Below are 24,984 nucleotides of genomic sequence, written 5' to 3'. Positions count from 1 at the left end.
CCGGCACGCCGGCACGCCGCGGAACTCGGGTACGACACGCGGTGGAGCCGCTGCCGCCCGCCGGGGCCGATTCGCTCTGAGCCGGACCGACGGGTCCGGCCCGGTCCCACGGGGCCGTTCAGTGCGGCCGTCCGCCGCCGGCGGGCCTCCGCTCCCGTGTGGCCAGGGCCCTGAGAAGCGCGCTCCGCCCGCGGTCGGGCACCGTCCACAGCGTCTGGCCCCGCACCCCCCACTGCTCCAGCAGGGCGTTGGCCGCGAGGAAGCCGCTCGTAGCCGCCCGTTCCATGAGCGCCACGGGCAGGCCGGTGCGGACCAGGTCGCCGGCCACGGCCAGTCGGGGGTGCGGGGTGCGGACGGTGGGGCGGTCGCCGTAGCCGCCCACCGGGAACAGGGGGCAGTCCTCGCGCCACTCGTGGCGGACGTCGACCACCGTGGCCCTGGCGGTCTCCGGGTGGACACGGTGCAGTTGGCCGAGGAGGCGCTTCTGTTCGACGTCCCGGGCGGCGCCGGACGGTACGGCGTAGGCGTGCAGTTCGACGACGGAACCTCCGGTGCGCGCGCTCCAGCGTGCCGCCTCGTCCTCGTAGCGTTCCAGCACGCTGATGTTGTCGAGGGTGCCGAAGCCGCTGGTGCCGAGGAAGCCGGGCCGGTCGGGTGCGACGGGCCGGTCCAGCCACACGCGGCTCACCAGGAAGGACGGGGCGGTACGCAGCCGTCCGATCCGCTCGCGCCATGGCGCGTCGCCGAGGTGCCGGCAGCGCTCGACCAGCGAGCGCAACCCCGCGCCGTCCAGGGCGAGGACGACCCCGTCGTGGCGGCGCTCGTCCCGTTCGGAGGCGACCACGAAACCGCCGTCCGGGGTGGGTTCGATGTGCTCGACGGCCGTGCCGGTGCGCACCTGCGCGCGGTGCCGGGCCAGATAGCCGGCGAGCGGGTCCCACAGGGCGGCCGGAAAGGGGGCGCGGGGCACGTCGAACAGCAGCCCCTCGGCGGAGCCGAGGAAGTAGATGTGGAACATCAGCGCCATCTCGGCGGCCGACAGCTCACGCGGATCGGCGAAGAAGCTCCGGGAGAACACCTCGAAGGCCAGGTGCCGGGCGTCTGCGGGGAAGCCCACGACGTCCAGGAAGTCGTGGGCGCTGGTGCCGTCCAGCTGGTCGTACACGTCCGGCACACGCACGTCGAGCAGGGGCAGGGCCGCGCGCGCGTCCATGGCGCGCAGGTCCGCGAGCCGGAAGGAAGGGCTGAGCGCCGCGAAGCCGAGCGCGCTGAGCGGCGGGGTGCGCGGGACGTGCCGGAAACTGTCGCGCAGGCCGCCGGCGTGCAGCAGCGGGTAGTCCGGAAGGCCGGTGAAGCACTCCAGGCCGGGGTCGGTCCGGCGCAGCAGTCCGCGCAGGTTGTAGTACTGGCGGAAGAACGCGTGGAAGCCGCGGCTCATGGTCACCGTGGTGCCGTCGCGCAGCTCGGTCGGCCAGCCTCCGACCCGCCCGCCGAGGTACGGCAGCTTCTCGTACACGATGACGGCCACCCCGCGCTCGGCGAGCGCGGTGGCGGCGGCCAGGCCGGCGATGCCCGCGCCGACCACCGCCACCGACGGCGGGCTGCCCTGCACCCGGGAGGCGCCGGGCCGGGCCCGCAGGATCCGGGCCCGGCGGTCGCGTCCCCGGCGCGCGGCGCCCTGGTGTGCGGTCCTCATGCGTCCTCCCGGTGGCCGGGCGCCCGGCGCGCGACGAAGGTGTGGGTGACGCCGGTCTGCCAGCCCGGCAACGGCAGGGCGCGCACCTGGTCGAAGCCGGCCGCGCCGAGCCGCCGCGCGAAGCGCCCGGCGGTGTCGAACTCCACCACGCTGCGCCACAGGTGCCGGTACAGCGGTCCGTCCCCCAGCAGGGTCGCCACGGGCTGCACGACACCCCGGCACACCAGTGTCCACACCGCTCGGTCGGCGCGCCGCCCGCGGAGGGTGTACTCGTGCACGGCGAGCCGCCCGCCCGGCCGCAGCAGCCCGTGGACGGCGGCGAGGACGGCGTCCGGATCGGTGACGTTGCGCAGGAGATAGGCCGCGAACACCGCGTCGAAGGGGCCGCGCACCCCGGCCTCCGACAGCCGCTCGGCGGGGGCGTGTACGAAGGTCACCCCGTCCGCCCACGGTTTGGCCGCGGCCCGCCGCCGACGTCACGGCCGAGGCGTCCACGGCCGTGACGTCGGCGGCGGGCAGGACCGAGCGCAGCGCGGCGGTGGAGGCGCCGGTTCCGCACCCGAGGTCGAGCAGGCGCAGCCCCTGCCCCCGTCCGGGCAGGCCGAGCCGGCGCACCGAGCGGCGCAGGTGGGCGTGGTAGCCGGGGTTGACGGCCACGAGCGTGTCGTAGCTGCGGGAGGCGTGGTCGAAGGCGGCGGCGAGGTGTTCGTCGCGCAACAGCGTCATGCGGTCTCCGTCGGCGGGAGGTGCGGGAGCGTCATACGGTCTCCGTCGGGGGGAGGTGCGGGGCGGGCGGGTCCGGCGCGGGAAGCGGCGGGGGGAGGCGGGCTGTGCCGGCGGATGCGGTCAGGCGGGCGGCGGATGCGGCGGCGCGGGTGGGTCGAAGGGGCGGCGGGGCAGGCGGGGCAGCTCCAGGGCGGAGCGCAGCATCGGGCCGACGGGCGCGTGCAGGCCGATGCACAGGTCCTCGTGCAGGCGGGTGCCTCCGTCGAGGAAGCGCAGCAGCCGTGCCATGGGCACGCGGGCGAACAGCCGGCCGAACAGTTCCGGGCCGTCGGCCCGGCCGCTGTCCAGGGCGCGCAGCAGGACGGCGTCCATGGCGCGGGAGCGCGCCGAGTGGGCGGCGGGCGGCACCGGGCGGCGCCCGCGGCGCAGGGCCTCGGCGACGGCACTCGTCTGGCGCTGCAGTCCGGCGAAGGTGTAGCCGGTGGCGGGGCGGGTGGCTCCGCCGGCCGCGCCGATGCGGAAGACCGAGGCTCCGCTCTGCCGCGGGATCGGCGCGTCGGTCATCGGGATGACGCCGGTCTCGGTGGCCAGGACCTGCCGTTCCCCGAGTAGCAGCACCTCGTCGGCGTAGTGCCGTACGGCCGCCTCGTAGCGCTCCGGCGTGAGGACGTGCCGGGAGAATTCGGTGTACTCCACCAGTGCCTCGCACGGCCCGGTCGGCAGGACGTAGCCGAAGGACAGGCCGTGGTCGGGCTGCGGGGTACGGAAGTCCATCAGCTCCACGACGGCCGGGTCGAAGACGGGCCGGGCGGTGCGCACGAACCAGCCGTGGAAGTGCTGCAGCAACGTGGTGCGCGCGGCCGGCAGGCTGCCCGGGGGGCGGGAGTCGAGGACCCAGCGGGCAGTGAGCAGCCGCGCCCGGCCGTCGGCGTCCCTCAGGTGGAGGTGCGCGCCGCCGGGCACGTCCTCCACCGCTTCGACGGTCGCTTCCAGGCACCGGACGTTCCGGCTGCGGGCCAGCTCCCGGGAGACGAAGCGCTCGAAGTCGCCGGAGCGGATCATCCGGTACCGCAGCGGGGCGATCCCCCCTTCGACCGGGGCGCCGGTGCGCGGGCGCACCCGCAGCCGCTGCCACTCGGCCCGCACCGCGGCGTCGAACCGTCCGGGTCCCGCCGCCCAGTAGCACCAGGTCCGCGGCGGCGGCCGCAGCGGTCCGGGCGGCGCGTCGACCAGCACCACGGACGGTGTCCGCAGGCCCGGCACGCTCCCGGCGAGCCGGTGGGCCAGCGACAGCCCGGCGGCGCCCGCACCCACGACGGCCACGTCCGTCTCCGGCACGGCCTCTCCCTTCCTCGGCTTCCTCGGCGCTCCGGCCCGGCCCGCGCGTGTCGCGGCGGCGGGTCCTGCGGCGGTGCTGCGCTCCGAACGGGCGGGGGGACACGGCGCCCTTCCGGATGCCCCGGCCTGGTCTTCCGGATTGTGTACCCCGGCGGATGCAGGCACCTCCCCGACGGCGAGCGGCCGAACGCCGGAGACGGCACGGTGGAGGGGGCGGCCCCGGTGGCCGCCACGATCGCGTGGCACGTGCGCGCATCCGTCCGCGCCGCCCGCGCCGAAGCAGACGGGTGACGGGAACGACGGACACAGACACGACGGAGGGAACCGGGATGCGTCCCACGCACGCGAAGGACCACCCTGCGGGCGCGCCGCCGCGGCCGATCGCGGCCGCGCCCGTGGCGTCACTTCCGCGCAGGCCGGTGGCCGACGGGAGGGAAGGGGCCGAGGCCTGCCCGGTGGCGAGCGGACCGCTTCCCGCCGGGTCCGCCGAGGTGCGCGGAATCGACGCCGACGTGACCGGCGCTGTCGGCCGGATGCTCGACCATGTGCTGGCGGAGCGCCTGCGCCGCGCCCGGCTGGCGGATTCCCTGTTCGCCGCGGAACTGGCCGAACGAGTGGCGCGCTTCACTCTGCAGGGTGGCAAGCGCACGCGCGCGCAGTTGGTGTGGTGGGCCTCGCGGGCCTGCGCCGGCCGGGACCCGGCGGCCGCGGCGGCGGCCCTGCACCTCGCCGCCGCCGTGGAACTGCTCCAGACGTGCGCGCTCGTCCACGACGACGTGATGGACCGGGCCGCGCTGCGGCGGGGCCGTCCCGCGCTGCACACGGACCTGACCGACAGGTACGCCGGCCTGGTGGGGCCCGAGCGGGCCGGGCGGTTCGGGCAGTCGGCGGCGGTCCTCGCCGGGGACCTGGCGCTGGCCTGGGCCGACGACCTGGTGGCGGAGACGCCGCTGGCGCCCTGGACCGGGGTGGTGGTGCGGCGGCTGTGGAGCGACATGCGCACGGAGATGGTGGCGGGCCAGTACCTGGACGTGCAGGGCCAGATCACCGCGGCGCGGTCCCTGCCCCGCGCGCTGCGCGCCGCCCGTCTGAAGAGCGCCCTGTACTCGGTGGAGCGGCCCCTCGCCCTGGGGGCCACCGCGGCGGGCGCGGACGATCTGACGCTGCGTCGGCTGTGCGACGCCGGACGCTGCGTGGGCATGGCGTTCCAGCTGCGCGACGACCTGGACGACGTCTTCGGCGACCCGCTGGAGACCGGCAAGGACTGCGGCGGCGACATCCGGGAGGGCAAACCCACCTATCTGGTCGCGGTCGCCCGCGCGCGGGCCGAGGCGGCCGGCGACGGCACCGCACAGGACGTCCTGGACCGATGGCTCGGTGACGCGGGACTCACCGGGCGAGGTCTGGACCAGGTACGGGACGTGCTGGTCGCCACAGGGGCGCGCGCCACCGTGGAAAGCAAGATCGACCGGCTCACCGCGCAGGGGCTGCGGCACTTCGACAGCACCCTGCTCGACCCGGAAGGCGCCGAGCCGCTGCGCGGTCTGCTCGTCGCGGCGGCGGGGGCACGGGCGGGTGGAGCGGGGCCGGATGGAGCGCGGACGGGAGGAGCCGGGCCGGACCAGACACGGCCGGAAGGCACCGGACCGGGTGGCGCACGCCCAGGAGGAACCACGCCGGACCAGACACGGCCAGAAGGTGCCAGACCAAGTCAGCAGCGGGGTGAAGTCAGGCCGGGCCAGGCGCGGGCGCATGGAGCCAGACAGGTTGAGGCGCGGCCGGATGGAGCCGGACAGGCTGAGGCGCAGCCGGATGGAGCCGGACAGGCTGAGGCGCGGGCGAATGGAGCCAGACAGGCTGAGGCGCAGCCGGATGGAGCCGGACAGGCTGAGGCGCGGGCGAATGGAGCCGGACAGGCTGAGGCGCGGGCGAATGGAGCCGGACAGGCTGAGGCGCGGCCGGATGGAGCTGGACGTGCTGAGGGACGGGCGGATGCGGTCGGGCCGGGCCGGGCTCAGTCGGGTGGGGATGCCGTCGTGGGTCTGCGGTCGGCGCACGGTCCGTGCGCGTCCGGTTCTCGTGGCGGTGCGGGGAGTGGCCGGTGACCCGCGTCCTGCCCGGGCGCACGGACCACGTGGTGGTCGTCGGTGCCGGACTCGCCGGGCTGTCGGCGGCGTTGCACCTGCTGGGTGCCGGACGCCGGGTCACCGTCGTCGAGCGCGAGGAGCTGCCCGGCGGCCGGGCCGGACGCCTCGACCTGGGCGGCTACCGGATCGACACCGGACCCACCGTGCTGACCATGCCGGAGCTGGCCGACGAGGCGTTCGCCGCCGTCGGCGACAGTCTGTACGAGCGGGTCGAGCTGATCCCCCTGCACCCGGCCTACCGGGCCTGCTTCGCGGACGGCAGCAGCCTCGACGTGCACACCGGAGCGGACGCGATGGCCGCGGAGGTGGAACGGTTCGCCGGAGCGGCGGAGGCGGCGGGCTACCGCCGGCTGCGCGACTGGCTTCAGCACCTGTACCGGGCCCAGATGCGCCGGTTCATCGACGCCAACTTCGACTCACCGCTCGGCCTGCTCAACGGCGACCTCGCCCGGCTGGCGGCGCTGGGCGGCTTCGGCCGCCTGGACGCCCGGATCGGCCGTTTCCTGACCGACGAGCGGCTGCGCCGGGTGTTCTCCTTCCAGGCCCTGTACGCGGGCGTGCCTCCGGAGCGGGCGCTGGCCGCCTACGCGGTCATCGCCTACATGGACACCGTCGCCGGCGTGTACTTCCCCCGGGGCGGCATGCACGCCCTGCCGCGGGCGATGGCGGCGGCCGCGGCAGGCGCGGATCTGCGGTTCGGGGAGCGGGTGACCCTCCTGGAGCGGACGGGCGAGCGCATCACGGCCGTCGTCAGCGACACCGGCCGCATCCCGTGCGACGCGGTCGTCCTCACCCCGGACCTGCCGGTCACCTACCGGCTGCTCGGCCGCCGGCCGCGCAGACCGCTCGGACTGCGCCACTCCCCCTCCGCGGTCGTGCTGCACGCCGGCACGGACCGCACCTGGCCCCACCTCGCCCACCACACGATCTCGTTCGGCGCGGCGTGGCGCACCACGTTCGACGAACTCACCCGCACCGGACGGCCGATGAGCGATCCGTCGCTGCTCGTCACCCGCCCCACCACCACCGATCCCGGCCTCGCGCCGCCAGGCCACCACCTGCACTACGTCCTCGCCCCGTGCCCCAACACCGACATCGGCCCGGACGCGGCGGCCTGGTCCGACCTCGGCCCGCGCTACCGGGACACGCTGTTGCGGGAGCTGGAGCGGCGCGGACTGGACGGCATCGAAGCCGCCATCGAGGAGGAGTGCCTGATCACCCCGGCCGACTGGCACGCCCAGGGGCACGCCGCCGGGACCCCCTTCTCGGCCGCCCACACCTTCGCGCAGACCGGGCCGTTCCGGCCGCGCAACCTGGTGCGCGGCACCGAGAACGCGGTCCTGGCCGGCTGCGGGACCACGCCCGGCGTGGGGGTGCCGACCGTACTGCTGTCGGGGAAGCTGGCCGCGGCCCGGGTCACGGGCGTACCCGGCCGCCGAAGCAGCCGCGCGCGCCCCGCCGCGACCGCCGCCACCGGCCGGACCGGCGCCCCGGCCCCCACGGGCTCCCCGGCCCCCTCCGTGTTCCGGGCCGACGGGCGGCGGTCGGCGGCTGTCCGCCCAGCGCCTGAGGCCCCTCGCGACCGCCTCGCCGCACCGCTGGAGTCGCCGGCCTCGCCGCCGGACCTCCCGGCCGGCTCCCCGGCCGCCGTACAGCAGCCTCCGCTGCCGGAAAGCCCTCCGGCCGACCCGACGGCCCCCGCGACCGAAGGCAGGACACGATGACCGACCGAGAGCTGGACGCGGCGGGGATCAGCGATGCGGCGCTGCGCGCGGCCTACCGCCACTGCCGCGCCCTCAACGCCCGGCACGGCAGGACCTACTTCCTCGCCACCCGGCTGCTGCCCGTCGAGCGGCGGCCCGCCGTGCACGCCCTGTACGGCTTCGCCCGCTGGGCCGACGACATCGTCGACTCCCTCGACCCCGGCGCCGGACCCGAGGTGCGGGTGCGGGCGCTGGCCCGGCTCCAGGGGGAACTCGCGGAAGGGCTGCGGCAGGGCGGCGGACGGCCGGTGGTGCGCGCGCTCGCCGACACCGCCCGCCGCTACGCCATCGACCACGCCCACTTCCGGGACTTCATGGTGGCGATGCGCTCCGACCTGGTCGTGACGGCCTATCCCACCTACGCCGACCTGCGCGCGTACATGCACGGCTCGGCCGCGGTGATCGGGCTCGAAATGCTGCCCGTACTGGGCACGGTGGTGCCGCGGGAGGAGGCCGCGCCGTACGCCGCGGCGCTCGGTGTCGCCTTCCAGCTGAGCAACTTCCTGCGGGACGTCGGCGAGGACCTGGACCGCGGGCGCGTCTACCTGCCCGCCGACCTGCTCGCCGGTCACGGCGTGGACCGGGAGCTGCTGGCCTGGAGCCGCGCGACGGGCCGTCCGGACGGCCGGATCACCGCCGCGCTCAGGGAGTTCGAGGCGCTGACCCGCGGCGTGTACCGGGCGGCGATGCCCGGTGTCGAACTGCTCGATCCGGTGGCGCGGCCCTGCATCCGCATCGCGGCCGTCCTGTACGGCGGCATCCTGGACGCCGTCGCCCGCGACGGCTACGCGGTGCTGCACCGGCGGTCGGTGGTGCCGCGGCGGCGCAGGGCGGTGGTCGCGGCCGACGGGCTGGTCCGGGTGGCGGCGGCCCGGCTGCGCGCGCGGACGGTTCCCGGACACCGTCCGCCTCCTTCCGCCCGTGCCCTGCCCGCGGCCGTGCACCCGCCGACGGCGCGCGTCCGCTCCGCCGAGGAGGTCGCGTGAACCGCCGCCGCCTGCCGCTGTCGCTGCGCCGGCACGCCGTGTCCTGGGAGCGTCAGCGGCCCACCTGGCGCGAGGCGCGGCCCGGGCTGATCGCCGGGGCGCTGAAACGGGCGCAGGCCCGCCCGTCGGGGAACTGGTACGTCGTCGGGGACTCCCGCGCCCTGCGGGGCGACGGCACGCTGGCGCGGACCGTGGCGGGGCAGGAGGTCGTGGTGTGGCGGGGGCCCGACGGGCGCCTCGTCGGCGGACCGGGGATCTGCCCGCACCTGGGAGCACCGCTACGGGACAGCCCGGTGCGCTGCGGCACGCTGGTCTGCCACTGGCACGGGCTGTCCCTGGACGGCGGTCCGTACGCGGGCTGGACGCCGCTGCCGGTGCACGACGACGGGGTACTGGTGTGGACGCGGCTGGACGCGGTGGGCGGCGAGGAGCCGCTGGACGCACCGGTCCTGCCGCGGCGGCCCGAGCCCGCGCGCACCCTGGCGGCCGTGTACACCACAGTGGGTGTCTGCGAGCCCGAGGACGTGGTGGCCAACCGGCTCGATCCGTGGCACGGGGCGTGGTACCACCCCTACTCGTTCGTCGACCTGACCGTGGTGGACACACCCGACGGCCCGGCCGGTGCGGTGGGCGACGGCCCGGACGCGCTGACCGTCGACGTGTCCTTCAAGGTCGCGGGCCGGCTGGTGGTGCCGGTGCGCGCCGTCTTCACCGCGCCCGAACCCCGCACGGTCGTCATGCACATCACCGAGGGCGAGGGCGCGGGCTCCGTCGTGGAGACGCATGCCACGCCGCTCGGCGCGGACGGGACGGGCCGGCCGCGCACCGCCGTCGTCGAAGCGGTGCTCGCCGCCTCGCACCGTCCGGGCTTCGCGGCCGCCCGCCGGGCCGCACCGCTGCTGCGTCCCCTGGTGCGCGCCGCGGCCGGGCGGCTGTGGCGGGACGACCTGGCCTACGCCGAGCGCCGCTGGCAGCTGCGGTCGACGGGCCGCTTCCCGGGCTGAGCGGCGACGGGGCGGCGGGCTTGGCAAGGAGGAGGGCAGACATGCGGATACCCGGCCACCGCAGCGGCTGCGCCGGCAGCCGAACGGGGGACTTCCGGCGGCTCGCCGCATCCGGCACCGGCCGACGGGGCGAAGCCATCGGAGAGTTCCCCCACCGGAAGCGGAAGCGAGCCCCCATGCAGACCTCGGTCGTCGTGTTCACCTGCGATCTGCGCCTGTCGGACCACCCTCCGCTGCGCGCGGCCCTGCACGGCGGAGGCCAGGTGGTACCGCTGTTCGTGCGTGACCCGGCCGTGGACGGAGCGGGCTTCGCCGCGCCGAACCGGCTCGCGTTCCTCTCCGACTGCCTGCGGGACCTGGACGCCCGGCTGCGGGAGCGGGGCGGCCGGCTGGTGCTGCGCGAGGGCGACACCGTCACGGAGGTGTGCCGGGTGGCCGCCGAGGCGGACGCCGACGAGGTGCACATGGCGGGCGACGTGAGCGCGTTCGCGCACACCCGCGAACGACGGCTGCGCCGGGCGCTGGAGGCCGACGGGCGGCGCCTGTACGTGCACGACACGGTCTGTACGGCCGTGGCGCCGGGCGCGGTGACCCCTGCCTCGTCCGACCATTTCGCGGTGTTCACGCCGTACTACCGGCACTGGTCCGCGCAGGGTCTGCGGGACGCGCTGGACGCGCCGGGCGCGGTCGCCGTGCCGGAGAAGGTGGGATCCGCCCCGCTGCCGAAGCGCGGCGACGTGGACGGGGTGTCGCCCGGGCTGTGCGCGGGCGGTGAGACGGAGGGACGGCGCAGGCTCAGCGCGTGGCTGCGCTCCGGCGTGACCGCTTACGAGGAACGCCACGACGACCTGGCGGGCGACGCCACCTCCCGGCTCTCCCCCCACCTGCACTTCGGCACCCTGTCACCGGTCGAGGTGGTGCACCGGGCCCGCAGGGCCGGCGGCGCGGGCGCGGAGGCGTTCGTACGGCAGGTCGCCTGGCGCGACTTCAACCGCCAGGTGCTCGCCGCACGCCCCGACGCCGCCGCACGCGACTACCGCACCCACCGCGACCGGTGGCGCGGCGGGAGGGACGCGGAGGCGGACGCGCAGGCGTGGCGGGAGGGACGCACCGGCTATCCGATCGTGGACGCGGCGATGCGCCAGCTGAGCCACGAGGGCTGGATGCACAACCGGGGCCGGCTGCTGGCCGCGAGCTTCCTCACCAAGACGCTGTACCTCGACTGGCGGGTGGGCGCCCGGCACTTCCTGGACCTGCTGGTCGACGGCGACATGGCGAACAACCAGCTCAACTGGCAGTGGATGGCCGGTACGGGCACCGACACCCGGCCCAACCGGGTGCTCAACCCCGTCACCCAGGGCAAGCGGTACGACCCGGACGGAGCGTACGTGCGGCGCTGGGTGCCGGAGCTGGCGGAGGTGAAGGCGGCCTGCGTGCACGAGCCGTGGAAGCTTCCGGCGCAGGAGCGCGCGAGCACCGGCTACCCCGAGCCGGTGGTGTCCCTGGCGGAGGGCCTGGACCGCTTCAAGCGGGCCCGGGGGCGCGCCTGAGGGCCGGCCCGGAGGACGTCCGCCACCCCTCGCGCGTGCAGGCCACACCCAGCCCCTGCACCGCCGGGTACGGGACTTCCGGTACCGGAACCGCGGTGCCGAAACGCCCGCATGCGACGCGCGGTGCGGGGCCTGGACCGGCTCGGCGACCCCGGCGAGGTGCTGCGCAGGAGCGGCGACGCACGGTCGAGGCGCCGTCACCGGGCAGGCACCCGACGGCTCGGGGATCGCGGCAGGGCACGGCAGCCCGCGGTGAGGGGACGGGGACGTGTCCGTGGGCTCACCCTGCCGTGCACAAGGCGCGCAGCGCCTCCACCGCCTGTGCCAGTCCGGCCGGCTTGAGCAGGCCGGCGGGCTGGGACCGGCTCCAGCCGGGGCCGCCCAGCAGCACCGCCGGACCGCGCCGCGTCCCCTTCATGCCCCAGCGCTGCCCGGCGATGTGCCGGACCAGGGCCGGAGCCGCCCGCGCGCTCTCCTGGGCCCACAGCACGACCGCGACCGGGCCGAGCCGGCGCACCGCCGCGTCCAGCGCCTCGACGGGCACCGCGGCTCCCAGCATGCGCACCGGCAGACCCTCGCGGCCGAGCGCCGCGTGCAGCGCCTCCAGGGGCAGGGAGTGCTGTTCCCCGGGCACGCAGGCCAGCAGGACGCAGCCGGCCGCGGGCGGGACCACGGGGACGGCGGGCGCCGCGCTGCGCCGCAGCACGGTGGAGACGTGCCAGGCGAGCAGGTGCTCCACTTCCACGTACTGGTCCTCGGAGGACGCCCAGCGGCGTCCTACGGCGTGCAGGGTGGGAACCATCACCTCCTGCCAGGCGACCACGACGCCGTAGCGCTCGACAGCGGCGGTGAGCTGCTTCTCGAGCGCGGGGGCGTCCAGTCGTACGGCGGCGCGGGCCAGGCCGCGGCATTCCTGACGGACGTCACCGAGAGGCAGCGCGCCGGCCGCCCGCGACCGTGCCTTCGGCGGCGGGGACGTCGGAACGGCGGCTTCCGTGGGGTCCGGGCCGGCGGCGGCCGTACGGGCGGCGCGGGCCGCGTCGGCCGGCGGGACACCGGTCGCCGTCAGCCGGCACATCTCCTCGATCGTGGCCACGTCCGCCGCCGTCCAGCGGCGGTGCCCGCCCTCGGTGCGCGCGGTCGGTCCGATGCCGTAGCGGCGATCCCACGAGCGCAGGGTCATCGGCGACACGCCGAGACGGCGGGCCAGCACACCGGTGGTCAGACCGGCGCCGCCCGGTACGGCGGGCGGCTCGGACGAAGGCTGCTCAGTGGCGTTCACGCTGGTCATCTCTCTCCCCGGCCTGGTTCCGGCGCACCGGGCGGGGTACACCCACCCGGCCGGCCGGCGCGCGAACCGTCCGGTCAGCGTGCTCGCTCCGTGGCCCCGGCGTCCAGGCTCCGGCCCAGGCGCAGCAGACCGCGCCGGGCGTGGCTCTTGACCGTACCCAGCGGCCAGCCGGTGACGTGGGCGATCTGCGTCTGCGTCAGATCACCGTAGAACGCCAGGCACAGTACCCGCCGCTGGGGCTCGGGAAGCCTGCGCAGCTCCCGGGTGACGTCCACCCGGTTCAGGACCGCGTCCTGCGTGTACGACGGATCCGGCGAGCGGGCCGGCTCGCGCGCCGCCGCCGCGGCGACGTCCGTGCGCCGGGAGCGGGCGGACAGCGCATCGGCGATCTTGCGCCGGGCGATGCCCACGAGCCAGGCGGGCAGCGGCCCACGGCCCGGACGGTAGCCGTGGCGGCCGCGCCAGGCGGCGAGGAACACCGTCTGGGTGACGTCCTCGGCCTCCGCGCCGTCGCCCAGCGACTGCCGCGCCAGGGACAGGACGAGGGGCGCCCAGCGACGGTAGACCGCCTCCAGCCCGCTCTCGTCCCCGGCCGCGAAACGCAGGGCCAGATCGTCGTCCGGGTCCGCCGTGGGCCTGGGCGGGGCTTCGGTCACAGCGAATGCGGTCATCCGGTTGCTCCTTGTGCGGAATGGCTCCCTGCCTCACCGCCACAGTCCGTCCGGCACGCCAGCCCGAGCAACTCGCATCGAGTCTGCATCGAGTCACCCCGGCGGCCCCCCGCCGAGCCGCCCCGGCCGCGGCGCGCCCTGCGGCCAGTTCCTCCCGGCAGCGGGCGGTGACCAGCAGCGCGTAGTCCGTGGCGGCACCGATGACGAGGATGGACAGGATGCCCTGCACCTGCCCGTCGACCCGCACCAGACCGTGGTCGGCCAGGGCGTGGACGACGGCACACGCCGGCCCGAGGGCGAACACCGCGCCGGTGATGACGACGAGCGGCAGCAGCAAGGAGCGGTACACCAGCAGCAGGATGACCAGGACGGCGGCCAGGGCGACCGCGAGCAGTACCCCGTCGATGCCGGAGAAGGCGTCCGCCAGGTCGGCCCGGGTGGCCGCCGGTCCGCCCAACTGCACCCGGGTGCCGGGCACCGTCTCGGCCGCGGCCCGCACCCGTTGCAGCGCGGGTGCGAGCCGCTCGCCCAGATCGGGGCTCAGCGGCACGACGGCCTGGAGGCCGGCGCGGGCCCCGCGAGGGCAGGGCCGGGGAGGGGGATGCGGCCGTCCCTGGCGTGCCGGCGAGCGCGGCCATCGCCGCGGTGGCCGACCGCTGCTGACCGCTGACAACGTCCCCGCCGTCGGCGGTCCACACCCCGGCAAACCCGTTCGCCGGACGAACGTGCGCTCTGCTTGGCTCACCCCATGAACGATCTCCGCATCCGCCACGCCACCTTCTCGGACATCGACACCGTGCTGCGGTTCTGGCGTGCCGCCGCAGAAGGAACGAGCATCAGCGACGACCACGACGGAGTGGCCCGGCTCATCGCGCGAGACCCGGAAGCCCTGCTCCTCGCCATGCGCGACGACCTCCTCGCGGGAACCGTCATAGCCGGCTTCGACGGATGGCGATGCTCCGCCTACCGGCTGGCCGTCCACCCCGACCACCGTCGCCAAGGCATCGCCACCGCCCTGCTGCGGGCCGCGGAACAACGCTTCGCCGCCCTGGGCGGGCGACGCGTCGACGCCATGGTCCTGGAAGCCAACGAACGGGCCCACCACACGTGGGCCGCACGCGGCTACCTCCGCGAGGACCACTGGCGACGCTGGGTGAAGCCCCTCTAGCTAGGCCCGGGCGGCAACAGCACGCCTAAGAGCGGCGCCATGCCCGACGGGCCGCTGGGTACCTGGCGCAGGGAAGGCGGCGGGCGAGGCCATCGACGGAGGGCACCGCGTACACGCTTTGCCGATCCTTTACCATTGGGGGAGTCGTCCGCAGTCCCGTAACTCCAGGAAAGGTGTGTGAGCGTCCACCCATGGGCGAGCCTCCCAGTCCCGTCCGCCGCCGGCACCGCGCGATCCCGTCAGCCCTGTCCGATCCTGGGACGGAGGTGACCCGATGACCGAAGTGCTCCTCCTGCTGGTGGCGATCCTGCTGTCGGTCGCCTGCGGTGCCTTCGTCGCGGCCGAGTTCTCGCTGACCACGGTCGAGCGCGGTGAGCTGGAGCGTGCCGTGCAGCGCGGCGAGCGTGGGGCGGCCGGCGCCCTCAAGGCCGCACGGAACCTGACGTTCCAGCTCTCGGGGGCCCAGCTCGGCATCACGGTCACCAACCTCGTGGTCGGCATGCTCGCCGAGCCCTCGGTCGCCAAGCTGCTGGCCGGCCCGCTGGAGGCGGTGGGCATCGGGGCGCCGGCGGCGAGCTCGCTGGCGCTGGTGATCGGCACCGCGCTGTCCACGGTGTTCCTGATGGTCGTCGGCGAGCTGGTGCCCAAGAACTGGGCGATCTCCTCGCCGCTGGCCGTGGCCAAGCGGGTGGGCAACGCCCAGCGCTGGTTCAGCGCGGCCTTCCGGCCCTTCATCACCCATCTGAACAACACCGCGAACCGGCTGGTACGGCGCCTCGGCATCGAACCCGCCGAGGAGCTGGCCTCCGCACGCGGGCCCCAGGAGCTGGCCGCGCTGGCCCGGCACTCCGCCAAGCAGGGCGCGCTGGAGCCGGACACCGCGGAGCTGTTCGTGCGCACGCTCAACCTGGCCGATCTCACCGCCGAGAACGTGATGACACCGCGCGTCCAGGTCGTCGCCCTGGAGGCCCGGGCGACCTGCGAGGACGTGGCGAACGCGACCCGGGCGACCGGCCTGTCCCGCTTCCCGGTCTACCGGGACAGCCTGGACTCGGTGGTCGGCACCGCCCACATCAAGGACGTCCTGGCCATGCCCGCCGAGGAGCGGGCCCGGGTCCGGGTCGCCCAGATGATGCGCGAGCCGCTACTGGTCCCCGAGTCCCTCACCGTCGACCGCCTCCTGGACCGCCTCGGCGGCCGGCGCACCATGGCCGTCGTCATCGACGAGTACGGCGGGACGGCCGGGGTCGCCACCCTGGAGGACATCGTCGAGGAGGTCGTCGGCGAGGTCCGCGACGAACACGACCCGCACGAGACGCCGGACCTCGCCCCGGCCGGCGCCGACGCGTCGGGCCGCGCGCTCTACTCGGCGGACGGCTCGGCCCGCATGGACCAGCTCGCACGCGTGGGACTCCGGGCGCCCGAGGGGCCGTACGAGACGCTGGCCGGGCTGGTCGCGGCCGAGCTGGGCCGCATACCGGAGACCGGGGACGGGGTCGAGGTCGCCGGGTGGCGGCTCGACGTGGTGGACGCGTCGGGGCGGCGGGCGGCCCGGGTGCTGCTGCACGCGCCGCTCGACGACGAGACGGAGCAGGAGGGGCACCGGTGACCGCCGTACAACTGCTGATCGGTTTCGCAACGCTGGTCGTGAACGCCTTCTTCGTGGGCGCCGAGTTCGCGTTGATCTCCGTGCGCCGCTCCCAGATCGAGCCGCACGCGGAGGCGGGCGACCGGCGGGCCAAGAGCGTGCTGTGGGGCCTGGAGCACGTGTCCGCACTGCTGGCCGCCGCCCAGCTCGGCATCACGCTGTGCACGCTGGTGCTGGGCGTGGTCGCGGAGCCCGCGATCGCGCATCTCCTGGAGCCGGTGTTCCACGCGGTCGGCGTGCCCACGAGCGCGGGCCATGCCGTGTCCTTCGTGATCGCGCTGTCCCTCGCGACCTACCTGCACATGCTGCTGGGCGAGATGGTGCCGAAGAACGTGGCGCTGGCCGAGCCGGTGCGCAGCGCCCTGCTCCTCGGTCCGCCCCTGGTCACCCTGTCCCGGGCGCTGCGCCCGGTGATCTTCACGATCAACGCGTTCGCGAACGGCCTGCTCAAGCTGCTCCGGGTGGAGACCAGGGACGAGGTCTCGGCGACCTTCACGGACACCGAGCTCGCCGAGATCGTCAAGGACGCCAGTGAGGCCGGCCTGATCGACGACCGGGCCCAGGAGCGGCTGCACGACGCCCTGGAGCTCGGCCGCAGGCCGGTGCGGGACGTGGTGGTGCCGCTGGAACGCGTCGTCTACGCGCGCGTGGGCGTCACCCCGGAGGAGCTGGAGCGGCTGTCCGCGGAGTCGGGCTTCTCCCGGTTCCCGGTGGTGGACGAGGGGCGGCGGATCGTCGGCTATCTGCACGTCAAGGACGCGCTGGACGCCTCGCCGCACGACGAGGCGTTCCGGCTGCGGGACATGCGGCCCATCGCGCGGGTGCGGGAGAGCACACCGCTGGACGACGTGCTCACCGCGATGCGCGGCAGCCGCACCCACCTGGCGGGCGTCCTCGGCGACGACGGCCGGATGGCCGGGCTGGTGACCATGGAGGACGTGCTGCGGCAGCTGTTCGGCCAGCACGTGTAGGCCGCACGGAGGCGGAGTCGCCACCGGAGGAAGTGACCGACCGCCGGGTATGCGCCCCGGGATACCATCTCTGTCGCCATGCAGAAGAACCCGGTGCTTCCCGCACACTCCAGCCTGGTCGCGATCGGCGACTCCTTCACCGAGGGCATGTCGGACCTGCGCCCCGACGGCTCCTACCGGGGCTGGGCGGACGTCCTCGCCGCCCGGATGGCCGCCCGCACCCCCGGTTTCCGGTACGCCAACCTGGCGGTGCGCGGCAAGCTGATCGGGCAGATCGTCGAGGAGCAGGTCGACCGGGCGGTCGCGATGCGGCCCGACGTGATCACGCTGGTCGGCGGCCTCAACGACACGCTGCGCCCCAAGTGCGACATGGTCCGGGTGCGGGACCTGCTCACCGAGGCGGTGGAGCGGCTGGCGCCGGCCTGCGAGCAGCTGGTGCTGATGCGCAGCCCCGGCCGCCAGGGCCCGGTCCTGGAGCGGTTCCGGCCGCGTATGGAGGAGCTGTTCGACATCGTCGACGGGCTGGCCGGACGGCACGGTGCCCTGGTCGTCGACCTGTACGGCGCGCCGTCGCTGGCCGACCCCCGGATGTGGGACGTGGACCGGCTGCACCTGACGGCCGAGGGGCACCGCCGGGTCGCCGAGGCGGTCTGGCAGACCCTCGGCTACGACGCCGAGGACACCGAGTGGCGCACGCCGATCCCGGCCACGGCGCCGCCCGGCTGGGTCGCGCGCCGGGTCGCGGACGCCCGCTTCACCCGGCAGCACCTGCTGCCGTGGATAGGCCGCCGCCTCACCGGCCGCTCCTCGGGCGACGGCCGCGCGCCGAAGCGGCCGGAGCTGCTGCCGTACGAGGCGTGAGGCCGCTCCCGTGCCCACCCGGGTGATCAGTGTCAGGGGCCGGATCCACGAGTTCGGCCCCCGGCTGGAACACGCGCCCGCGGACGTCGTCTACGTGGGCCGCCGCTGGACGATGGGCGGCTGGGACCTGCCCCGCCATCCCCTGTACAACCCCTTCGCCTACGACACCCCGAAGAAGAAGCGGGACGGCACCCGGGCCGAGGTGATGGCGATGTACCGGGCGTACCTGCTGGAGCGGCCCGAGCTGCTGGAGCTGGTGGCCGGGCTGCGCGGGAAGATCCTGGCCTGCTGGTGCACGCCGGAGCCGTGCCACGCGGACGTGCTGGCGGAACTCGCCGACCTCCCCCAGCCGTGATGTGGCTCTCGTAGCTTCGCACGAGCGGGCCCGCGACGCCGGCCTGCAGGAATCGCCAGTAGAGTCCGTGGCAGATCCTACGAGCTTCCACATCAATGCAGCTCATAGGCTTATTACTGGAGTGCAGGAGAGATCGTTTCTCACATCTTCCTCCCCACCGCTCGGTATGTCGCCTCCGTGGAAGGTGTCCCACGCGGTCGCTGCGGCCCTCATGTCCTCGACGTCGACGGCACATACCTCCACTTGGTGAACGCCGCATTGGTGTGCCCGGCCCAGGCGGCAAGGATGCGGCTGAGGCGGTCTACGACTGGCCAGACGGCGCCGGCCAGGAGGGTGACACCTCGGTCACCCGGAGTGTTCCGAGCTACGGCTCCTACGCCGTCGAACGAGGTGCTCGGCAGGCGGCCGTCTCAAGGGTTCCAGGAGAACGAGACGTGCGCGCTCGGAGCGCTTCTCGGCCAGGTCCTGCCACGACATGTGTTGCTCGGCTTCCGGTTCGCCGAACCCGTCAGCCGAAGCGGCCCCCCACGTAGTCCGTCGTGCGGGGGTCGGAGGGAGTGGAGAACACAGTGGCGGTCGGGCCGTGTTCCACGGTGGTGCCGGGGTGCCCTGGGCGGCGAGGAAGAACCCCCCACAGCCCACCCGCGCTGCTCCCCGTCGGCTTCACGTCCGGATTTGGGTTTGGCGGGCCTCTTGAACGATGACTCGGCCATGGCCCGCGAGCGGTTCCTGGCCTGCGCCGCACTGACGACCTGGGCGGAACTGGCGGGGTTCGACGCTGTGGTCGCCGCAGCGCGCGATCCCGAACGGGCGCCCTGGTACGACGTCCTCATCGACCGCAAGTTCTCCGTCGACAACACCTTCGCACAACTGTCGTTGGCCGTTGGCGACAGCGGCGACCTGGCACTGGAGAAGGACACCTGGGGGCAACGGACGGAGGCCTTCCGGGCGTTGGTAAGGATCGCGGACACGGAACGCTTCGAGGGACGCCGAGCCTGATCACCGGCGGCACGCCGTGGTGGAACAAGTGATCGCGGACATCAAGAACAGCACGAACGCACACGCGCCGTCCGGGCACTTCAGGCGAATGCCGCCTGGCTCACCCTCGCCGCCCTGGCCCACAACCTCACCCGCGCCACCGACCGCCTGACGCGCTCTGCCCAACCCGCCCGAAGGGGCCCGAGACGTGTGGACACGTGGAAGAGCTGGGCAGACCAGCGGACACTGCCTGCCCAAACCACAGATCAACCGCCAGACACCCGAACGACCCCGGAACGATCGCTCCTGAATCAAGCCGGTGGATCCGGGCTCAGTGGGTGCAGAGCCCTTGCCGTCGCCCCGTTCCGGCGTGTATCTATTACAACCGTAAGAAGAACGATCGTAATACAACTGCACGGAGCCGCGGTCCTCGCGCCGCATCCGGGGAGGCAAGATGAAGACGACAAAGAGCATGAAGTGGATCGACGTGCCCACGCGCACGATCGATGTCGGCGGGGTGCCGTTCGCCTACCGCGAGCTCGGTCCGACCGGTGGTGTTCCGGTGGTGTTCCTGCACCACCTGATGGCTGTCCTTGACGACTGGGACCCGAGGATCATCGACGGCATCGCTGCCCGCCACCGGGTGATCACGTTCGACAACCGCGGGGTCGGCGGGTCCGGCGGATCCGTGCCGCCCGACGTCGAGGAGATGGGCCGCGACGCCGTCGCCTTCATCCGTGCGATGGGACTCGAGAAGGTCGACATCTTCGGGTTCTCGCTCGGCGGCGGAGTCGCACAGATGGTGGCCCTGCAGGCACCCGAGCTCGTGCGCCGGATCATCCTGGCCGGGACCGGTCCCCGCGGAGGCGGCGGCATCAAGGAGATCAACAAGGTCGCGGTCAAGGCGTACGTCAAGTCCGCGCTCACCCTGAAAGACGCCAGGACATTCCTGTTCTTCCCGCGCGACGCCGAGGGCAAGCGGGCCGCGAAGGACTACCTCGCCCGACTCAAGGAACGCACCCAGAATCGCGACGAGAAAATCTCCCTGCAGGCTCGACGCGCGCAGTTGAAGGCCATCCGCGCGGCCGGACTGCACGCCCCCGACGACCTCTCGGTGATCACCCAGCCGGTCTTCGTCGCCAACGGTGATCACGACCTCATGGTGGCCAGCAGCAACTCGGCCGACATGGCCCGCCGGATCCCGAACGCCCGGCTGAAGATCTATCCGAACTCCGGGCACGGCGGCGTCTTCCAGTACCACCGGGAGTTCGTCCCCGAGGCGCTGGAGTTCCTCAATGGCTGACAGATCCGACCGGTCGATCGCCGGAAAGGTCGCCCTCGTCACTGGCGGCGGCCGGGGCCTGGGCGCGGCGACCGCGCGGTCCCTGACCGCCGCCGGTGCCCGAGTCTTCGTGCTCGATCTGCACCGTCCGGCCGCAGGCGAGGCCATCGACGAGCGGGTCACCTACCTGGTCGGTGATGTGACCGACCTCGGCGACATGACCCGAGCGGTCGAGACCGTCGTCAGGGACGCCGGCCGCCTGGACATCGTGATCGCGAACGCAGGTGTGGTTGCGCGGGGCGTGACCCTCCGGGCGTCATCGCCTCCGGTGGTCGACCGACTCTTCGACGTGAACGTCGGGGGTGTGCTCAACACGGTCCGTGCCGCCCTTCCGGGCCTCATCGAGAACCGTGGCCGGCTCGTCCTGATCTCGTCGGTGTTCGCCTTCGTCAACGGGGCCGGCACGATCCCGTACGCGATGAGCAAGGCAGCGGTCGAGCAGCTTGGCCGTGGACTGAGGGTCGAGCTCGCCGCCCATGGCGTCAGCGTCACGACCGCGTACTTCGCGATGATCAACACGGACATGATCCGGCAGAGCGTCGACGAGGATCCAGCAGCCCAGGCGCTGCTCGACACCCAACCGAGGTTCCTGCGCAAGCGCATCAGCCCCGGGCAAGCGGCGCAAGCCATCGTCGAGGGCCTGTGCCGCCGCGATGTGCGGGTCTTCCGTCCGCGCAGATGGACAGTGGTCTCGAGGGTCCGCGGCACCATCGCACCCGCCCTGGACTCCGGCCTGGCGCGGGATCGCACCGTCCAGAGCATCCTCGGACGCCTCGACGGGCGTGAGGGCGAGGACTTTCTCACCACCTGATGTCAGCAACGACGCGGTGCCCCGACTACGCACAGACCAGGAGCCATTGATGACGAGTTCGACCCGGAACGTGTCCGGTCTACTGACCCGCACCGCGTCGGAATACCCGGCGCGCACGGCGATCGTCTTCGGTGGCGATCGGATCTCCTACGCGGAACTCGACGCGGCGTCGAACCGGGTGGCGAACCTGCTGACCGAGCGCGGCATTCGCCCTGGCGAGAAGGTTGCCCTGTCCTGCGCGAACATCCCGCAGTTCACGACGATCTACTTCGGGATCCTCAAGGCCGGCGCGGTCGTCGTGCCGTTGAACGTACTCCTCAAGGCGCGGGAGATCGCCTACCACCTCAACGACTCGGACGCGACGGCGTACTTCGCCTTCGAAGGCAGTCCAGAACTCCCGATCGGGCGCGAGGCATGGTCGGCCTTTCAGGCCGCCGACCGGGCCGCGCACTTCTTCCTCATCGGCAGCGGCGCGTCTGTGGACGGCGTCACCCCGGACCAGATCTTCGCCGCCGCTGTCGCCGGGCGGCCAGAGACGTTCGAGACGGTCGAGCGTGCCGACGACGACACCGCGGTCATCCTCTACACATCCGGTACCACCGGGCAGCCCAAGGGCGCAGAACTCAGACACCGGAACGTGTACGACATCGCCCGAGCCGGTGCCCAGCTCTTCGAGTCGGACCCCGCAACACCCGACGTCTACCTGTGCGTTCTTCCGCTCTTCCATGCCTTCGGCCAGATGGTCATCCAGAACGGCGCCGTCGGGTTCGGCGGCACACTCGTCCTGCAGGCAAGGTTCTCCGCCCATGAGGCGCTGGAGCTCATGCTCGACCATGCCGTGACGTTCTTCGGCGGCGTCCCGACCATGTACTGGGGCCTGCTCGAGGCACTCGACGACAGCGTCGACGCCGCCCGGCTGGCCGCCAACCTGCGCATCGCCGTGTCCGGTGGTTCCGCGCTTCCCGCGAAGATCCACCAAGAGTTCAAGAATCGCTTCGGTGTGACGATCCTCGAGGGCTACGGGCTCTCGGAGACGGTGGCCATCGCGTCATTCGCCACGTACGGCGAGGAGCCCCGAGTCGGATCGATCGGCCGGCCCATCGCCGGGGTCCAGATGAAGCTCATCAACGACGACTGGTCGGATGTGGAGGACGACCCCGGCGCGGTCGGGGAGATCGCGATCAAGGGCTACAACATCATGAAGGGCTACTACAAGCGCCCCGAGGCCACCTCGGAGGCCACAACCAGGGATGGTTCCGCACCGGAGATCTGGCTCGCAAGGACGCGGACGGCTTCTACTTCGTCGTCGACCGGTCCAAGGACATGATCATTCGCGGCGGGTTCAACGTCTACCCGCGCGAGCTCGAGGAGGTGCTCATGGCACACCCCGCAGTCTCTCTGGTCGCCGTCATCGGAGTTCCGCACCCAAGTCACGGGGAAGAGATCAAGGCCGTCGTCGTGAAGAAGGCCGACGACAGTACGACTGAGGCCGAGCTGGCAGCCTGGGGAAAAACGCAATTCGCCGGCTACAAATACCCGCGCATCGTCGAGTTCGTCGACACCCTGCCCATGACCGCCACCGGGAAGATCCTCAAGCGCGAACTGTCCTAGTGGACTCGCTCCGACTCCAGCATCGCAGAAATCGAACGGAAGGCTATGAGAAAGAGAACCGTTAACTATGATTTCTCGAGTTGCAGTGGTCGATGAGAGCCGCCCCGGCCGACCGGCGACGGGGCTCATCCGCTCTGGTCCACTTCTTGTGGTCGCGTACGCAGCGTAACTGCCGATCTTCGTGCGGTGGCGGAGGAGGGCGCGAAAATCGCTCGGCCGGATCGTGGTGTGGTCGACAGTGCTGCGCCGTGAACGATGTCCGACCGCAGCTGGATGACCTGCTGTTTTCCTCAGTGGACGGCGTGTCCGTGGAATTGGTCGAGGTGACCGACACCGACGTCCGGGTGGAGGCCCGGACCACTGCCGGCCGGGCGGCCTGCCCGGGATGCGGGTGCTGGTCGAGCCGAGTACACGGCTCCTACCTGCGGTTCCCCCGTGATCTGCCGGCGGTCGGCAATTCGTCGTGGTGTCGTTGCGGGTGCGTCGGTTCGTCTGTGCGGAGGCGTCCTGCCTGCGGAAGACCTCTGCCGGGCAAGTTCCTGGGCTTACCCGCCGGTTCGGCCGGCGGACCGAGCGGCTGCGATCGACTCTGGTTTCGGTCGGTCTCGCGCTTGCGGGCCGTGCCGGCGCGCGGATGACGGACGCCTTCGGGGCACCAGTCAGCCGGAACACCTTGCTGAGGCTGATCACCTCGCTACCGGATCCTCTGGTTGCGACACCCCGCGTGGTCGGCGTGGATGAATACGCCCACCGCAAGGGCCGGATCTACGGAACTGTGCTCGTCGACGTCGAGACACGTCGCCCGGTGGACCTCCTGCCTGACCGGGAGGCGGACACGTCGGCGGCGCGGCTCGCCAAGCATCCCGGCATCGAGGTCGTCTGCCGCGATCGTGTTCCTTTTTTCGCTGAAGGCGCCACCCGCGGGGCACCGCAGGCACTCCAGGTCGCCGACCGGTGGCACCTCTGGCACAACCTGGGCGAAGCTGCCGAGAGGTGCGTCTACCGGCACCGTGGCTGCCTGCGCCCCATTCCGGCACCGCAGGAGGAAGCGGAGCCAGCTGCGTTATCGCCCTGGCCGACGGGCCACCGGCTCGCCGAACGCACCCGCGCCCAGCACGCGACCATCCACGCACTCCTGGCTTCCGGGCACAGCAAGCGGTCCGTGGCCCGGCAGCTCGGCATGGGCCTCAACACCATCCTGCGCTTCTCCCGCCACCACTCCGGAGGAGTTGTTCACCGGCCAGTGGCAGAGCCGTGCGACCAAGCTCGATGCCTTCAAGCCCTGCCTCGACCAGCGCTGGCAGGAGGGCTGCACCAATGCCTGGAAACTGTGGGAGGAGATCAGCGAACAGGGCTACCCGGACGGCTACAGCAGCGTCCGCGACTACGTGAGCAGGACGCGGCGCGGCCCTGGGTGTCTGGGGCGCGGCCAGCGGCATCGCCGTCGCCACCGGGCCCCTCATCGGCGGGACACTCACCGAGAACCTCTCCTGGCAGTGGATCTTCTGGGTGAACGTCCCCCTCGGCCTGGCCCTGATCCCGCTCGCCCTGCTGCGGCTGGACGAGAGTCACGGCCCGAACCCGACCCTCGACCTCGTCGGCACGGCCCTTGCCAGCGGCGGTCTGTTCGGCATCGTCTACGCCCTCGTGCGCGGCAACGCCGACGGCTGGACCAGCTCCCCGGTACTCACCGGCTTCTTCGCCGGCACCGCCCTGCTCGTCGGCTTCGTCCTCTACGAACTGCGCGCCGAGCACCCGATGCTGCCGATGCGACTGTTCCGCCACCGTTCCTTCAGCGCCATCAACGCCGCCAGCATGCTGATGTTGCTGGGCATGTTCGGGTCGATCTTCCTGCTCAGCCAGTACCTGCAGACCGTCGGCGGCTACTCACCGATGCAAGCGGGCGTACGGATGCTGCCCTGGACCGCCATGCCCATGATCGCCGGACCGCTGGCCGGGGCACTGTCCGACCGCATCGGCGGCGCACCCGTCGTCACCGCGGGCATGGCCCTGAACGCCGTCGGCCTCGGGCTCTGGGCCATCACCGTCGAGCCGCACGTCGCCTAC

General features: G+C 73.3%; 20 protein-coding genes and 4 pseudogenes. 18 read left to right on the top strand and 6 right to left on the bottom strand.

All coding sequences use genetic code 11. From position 1 onward, the window contains the following. Positions 1-118 precede the first annotated feature (118 nt). The 3 genes and pseudogenes from JF597_RS19170 to JF597_RS19160 all read right to left on the bottom strand — a co-directional run bounded on the left by JF597_RS19170 (position 119) and on the right by JF597_RS19160 (position 3,760). Positions 119-1,696, bottom strand: coding sequence for an FAD-dependent oxidoreductase (locus JF597_RS19170; protein WP_293996204.1), 1,578 nt, complete (start codon positions 1,694-1,696; stop codon positions 119-121). Then, a pseudogene (locus JF597_RS19165) lies at positions 1,693-2,422 on the bottom strand (class I SAM-dependent methyltransferase). Before JF597_RS19165 ends, JF597_RS19170 begins: the two are co-directional and overlap by 4 nt. 120 nt (positions 2,423-2,542) lie before the next feature. Continuing rightward, positions 2,543-3,760 (bottom strand): lycopene cyclase family protein, encoded by a 1,218-nt coding sequence (locus JF597_RS19160; RefSeq protein WP_293996202.1) that lies wholly within the window; start codon positions 3,758-3,760, stop codon positions 2,543-2,545. Positions 3,761-4,089: 329 nt separating this feature from the next. On the opposite strand from JF597_RS19160, the gene JF597_RS19155 reads away from it, so the two are divergent. The 5 genes from JF597_RS19155 (at position 4,090) to JF597_RS19135 (ending at position 11,210) form a co-directional block, all read left to right on the top strand. Continuing rightward, complete coding sequence (locus tag JF597_RS19155; RefSeq protein WP_293996200.1) at positions 4,090-5,865, top strand: polyprenyl synthetase family protein; 1,776 nt, start codon at positions 4,090-4,092, stop codon at positions 5,863-5,865. After that, positions 5,862-7,631: a phytoene desaturase family protein gene (gene crtI, locus JF597_RS19150; protein WP_293996198.1), complete on the top strand. Its 1,770-nt coding sequence runs from the start codon at positions 5,862-5,864 to the stop codon at positions 7,629-7,631. Before JF597_RS19155 ends, crtI begins: the two co-directional genes overlap by 4 nt. Beyond that, positions 7,628-8,656, top strand: coding sequence for a phytoene/squalene synthase family protein (locus JF597_RS19145; protein ID WP_293996196.1), 1,029 nt, complete (start codon positions 7,628-7,630; stop codon positions 8,654-8,656). The genes crtI and JF597_RS19145 overlap by 4 nt, the downstream gene beginning before the upstream one ends. Beyond that, positions 8,653-9,660: a DUF5914 domain-containing protein gene (locus JF597_RS19140; protein ID WP_293996195.1), complete on the top strand. Its 1,008-nt coding sequence runs from the start codon at positions 8,653-8,655 to the stop codon at positions 9,658-9,660. Before JF597_RS19145 ends, JF597_RS19140 begins: the two co-directional genes overlap by 4 nt. 176 nt (positions 9,661-9,836) lie before the next feature. Further along, positions 9,837-11,210 carry a deoxyribodipyrimidine photo-lyase gene (locus JF597_RS19135; RefSeq protein WP_293996193.1) on the top strand — a complete coding sequence of 458 codons (1,374 nt, stop codon included), beginning with the start codon at positions 9,837-9,839 and terminating at the stop codon, positions 11,208-11,210. A gap of 280 nt (positions 11,211-11,490) precedes the next feature. Here the strand turns inward: JF597_RS19135 and JF597_RS19130 are convergent, their stop codons facing one another. The 3 genes and pseudogenes from JF597_RS19130 to JF597_RS19120 form a co-directional block, all read right to left on the bottom strand. Next, positions 11,491-12,501, bottom strand: a complete 1,011-nt coding sequence (locus JF597_RS19130; protein ID WP_293996191.1) for a cobalamin B12-binding domain-containing protein — start codon at positions 12,499-12,501, stop codon at positions 11,491-11,493. Positions 12,502-12,575: 74 nt separating this feature from the next. After that, complete coding sequence (locus JF597_RS19125) at positions 12,576-13,172, bottom strand: sigma-70 family RNA polymerase sigma factor (protein ID WP_293996189.1); 597 nt, start codon at positions 13,170-13,172, stop codon at positions 12,576-12,578. Positions 13,173-13,314: 142 nt separating this feature from the next. Further along, positions 13,315-13,870, bottom strand: a pseudogene (locus JF597_RS19120) (MMPL family transporter); the annotation flags it as partial. 50 nt (positions 13,871-13,920) lie between these two features. On the opposite strand from JF597_RS19120, the gene JF597_RS19115 reads away from it, so the two are divergent. The 13 genes and pseudogenes from JF597_RS19115 to JF597_RS19055 all read left to right on the top strand — a co-directional run. Next, entirely contained in the window at positions 13,921-14,340 is a 420-nt protein-coding gene (locus JF597_RS19115) for a GNAT family N-acetyltransferase (RefSeq protein ID WP_293996187.1), read from the top strand. 274 nt (positions 14,341-14,614) lie between these two features. Beyond that, positions 14,615-15,949 (top strand): hemolysin family protein, encoded by a 1,335-nt coding sequence (locus JF597_RS19110; protein WP_293996185.1) that lies wholly within the window; start codon positions 14,615-14,617, stop codon positions 15,947-15,949. Further along, positions 15,946-16,959: a hemolysin family protein gene (locus JF597_RS19105; protein ID WP_293996183.1), complete on the top strand. Its 1,014-nt coding sequence runs from the start codon at positions 15,946-15,948 to the stop codon at positions 16,957-16,959. Before JF597_RS19110 ends, JF597_RS19105 begins: the two co-directional genes overlap by 4 nt. 78 nt (positions 16,960-17,037) lie before the next feature. After that, positions 17,038-17,820 (top strand): SGNH/GDSL hydrolase family protein, encoded by a 783-nt coding sequence (locus JF597_RS19100; protein ID WP_293996181.1) that lies wholly within the window; start codon positions 17,038-17,040, stop codon positions 17,818-17,820. 10 nt (positions 17,821-17,830) lie between these two features. After that, on the top strand, positions 17,831-18,175 hold the full coding sequence (locus tag JF597_RS19095) for a DUF4326 domain-containing protein (RefSeq protein WP_293996179.1): 345 nt from the start codon (positions 17,831-17,833) through the stop codon (positions 18,173-18,175). 693 nt (positions 18,176-18,868) lie between these two features. Further along, a complete protein-coding gene (locus JF597_RS19090) occupies positions 18,869-19,174 on the top strand; it encodes a hypothetical protein (protein WP_293996177.1) in 306 nt (101 codons plus the stop codon). Next, positions 19,164-19,312, top strand: a pseudogene (locus JF597_RS19085) (IS1380 family transposase); the annotation flags it as partial. The gene JF597_RS19090 and the pseudogene JF597_RS19085, both read left to right, overlap by 11 nt. A gap of 295 nt (positions 19,313-19,607) precedes the next feature. Then, positions 19,608-20,456: an alpha/beta hydrolase gene (locus JF597_RS19080; protein WP_293996175.1), complete on the top strand. Its 849-nt coding sequence runs from the start codon at positions 19,608-19,610 to the stop codon at positions 20,454-20,456. Next, a complete protein-coding gene (locus JF597_RS19075; protein WP_293996173.1) occupies positions 20,449-21,306 on the top strand; it encodes an SDR family NAD(P)-dependent oxidoreductase in 858 nt (285 codons plus the stop codon). The genes JF597_RS19080 and JF597_RS19075 overlap by 8 nt, the downstream gene beginning before the upstream one ends. A gap of 49 nt (positions 21,307-21,355) precedes the next feature. Continuing rightward, on the top strand, positions 21,356-22,633 hold the full coding sequence (locus tag JF597_RS19070) for an AMP-binding protein (RefSeq protein WP_366916422.1): 1,278 nt from the start codon (positions 21,356-21,358) through the stop codon (positions 22,631-22,633). Next, on the top strand, positions 22,630-22,917 hold the full coding sequence (locus JF597_RS19065; protein WP_293996514.1) for a hypothetical protein: 288 nt from the start codon (positions 22,630-22,632) through the stop codon (positions 22,915-22,917). The genes JF597_RS19070 and JF597_RS19065 overlap by 4 nt, the downstream gene beginning before the upstream one ends. A gap of 634 nt (positions 22,918-23,551) precedes the next feature. After that, positions 23,552-24,430, top strand: coding sequence for a transposase (locus JF597_RS19060; RefSeq protein WP_293996171.1), 879 nt, complete (start codon positions 23,552-23,554; stop codon positions 24,428-24,430). After that, positions 24,316-24,984, top strand: a pseudogene (locus JF597_RS19055) (MFS transporter); the annotation flags it as partial. The gene JF597_RS19060 and the pseudogene JF597_RS19055, both read left to right, overlap by 115 nt.

The sequence above is a fragment of the Streptomyces sp. genome, from assembly GCF_019510245.1.
In the GTDB taxonomy this organism is placed as follows: domain Bacteria; phylum Actinomycetota; class Actinomycetes; order Streptomycetales; family Streptomycetaceae; genus Streptomyces.
The sequence above is the reverse complement of the archived record's forward strand: the minus strand, read 5'-3'. Positions and strand labels throughout refer to the sequence as shown.